The organism is Methylobacterium haplocladii (assembly GCF_007992175.1).
Taxonomy (GTDB): domain Bacteria; phylum Pseudomonadota; class Alphaproteobacteria; order Rhizobiales; family Beijerinckiaceae; genus Methylobacterium; species Methylobacterium haplocladii.
Genome location: NZ_BJZT01000081.1, coordinates 1 through 1169, shown reverse-complemented (window position 1 = coordinate 1169; position 1169 = coordinate 1). Strand labels below are relative to the sequence as shown.

The 1169-nt window shown below is 68.3% G+C and carries 1 protein-coding gene and 1 pseudogene; both read left to right on the top strand.

Annotated elements, in window-relative coordinates; all coding sequences use genetic code 11:
* Nucleotides 1–88 precede the first annotated feature (88 nt).
* Nucleotides 89–565 (top strand): annotated as a pseudogene (locus MHA02_RS22905) (winged helix-turn-helix domain-containing protein); the annotation flags it as partial.
* On the top strand, nucleotides 475–1152 hold the full coding sequence (locus MHA02_RS21810; protein WP_244612439.1) for an IS630 family transposase: 678 nt from the start codon (nucleotides 475–477) through the stop codon (nucleotides 1150–1152). The pseudogene MHA02_RS22905 and the gene MHA02_RS21810, both read left to right, overlap by 91 nt.
* Nucleotides 1153–1169 lie beyond the last annotated feature (17 nt).

Sequence of the window (1169 nt, the reverse complement as noted above, 5' to 3'; positions counted from 1 at the left end):
ATACGGTTTCCGCGTGATTGATTCGGCAGGGATTCCCGACGGTCTGGCGTCGGTTTAGCGTTGTGAGCGATGGATCGCGGAGGCGAGCATGGCGCACATTGCCGATCATCTGAGCGTGGAGGAACTGGGCCGCCGCCACCGGACCAGCAGCGATGCGTGCGCGGCCCGGCACTACCACGCGATCTGGCTGCTGGCTCAGGGCCGGCGGATGTCGGAGGTCGCGGCGCTGACCGGGTTCGTGACGCGTTGGCTGGAGCAGCTGGCCAGCCGCTACAATCAGTTCGGTCCCGACGCGCTGGGCGACCGGCGGCGGCACAACGGGACGACGGCCCGGCTTCTGACGCCCGAGCTTCTGGACCGCCTGCGCACGCGCCTGGAGATGCCACCGCCCGACGGGGGTGTGTGGAACACGATCAAGATCGCGACCTGGATGGCACAGGATCTGGGCCTCGTCTCGGTCTACCCGCAGCGGGCCTGGGATGCGCTCCAGGCGATCGGCTGGTCGATCCAGGCCCCGCGTCCGAAGAACCCGGCCGCCGCCAGCCCGGACGAGCAGGACGCCTTCAAAAAAAACTCGCCGAGACCCTCGCCGAAGAGGAAGCACGCCGCCCAGGACGCCCGGTCGCGCTCTTCTGTACGGACGAGCACCGCATCGGGCTGAAGCCGGTCGGCCGCCGGGTCTGGGGCCCGCGCGGACAGCGACCCATCGCGCTCGGCCACCATCGCTACGAGTGGCTTTACGTGACGGCCTTTGTCGCGCCCGTCACCGGTGAGAGCCATTGGTACGTCGGCAACGGCGTCTCCAAGCCCCTGTTCGAGGGCCTGTTGGCGGCCTTCGCCCGCGAGGCCGGCGCAGGTCCCCAACGCGCCGTCATCCTTCTCCTCGATGGGGCCGGCTGGCACACCGAGTCCGGCCTGCGCATCCCCGAAGGCCTGAGGCTGGTCTACCTGCCCCCCTACACCCCCGAGCTGCAGCCCGCCGAGCGTCTTTGGCGCCTCGTCGACGAACCCATCGTCAACCGCCACTTCGACACCCTCGCCGAGATCCAGGATCGCGTCGAGCAGCGCTGCCGTCGCCTCGAAGCCCAGCCCGATACCCTGCGTGCAAACACCCTCTTCCACTGGTGGCCGCAGAAACCAAAACCGAACTAATCAACCGGAAACCGTAT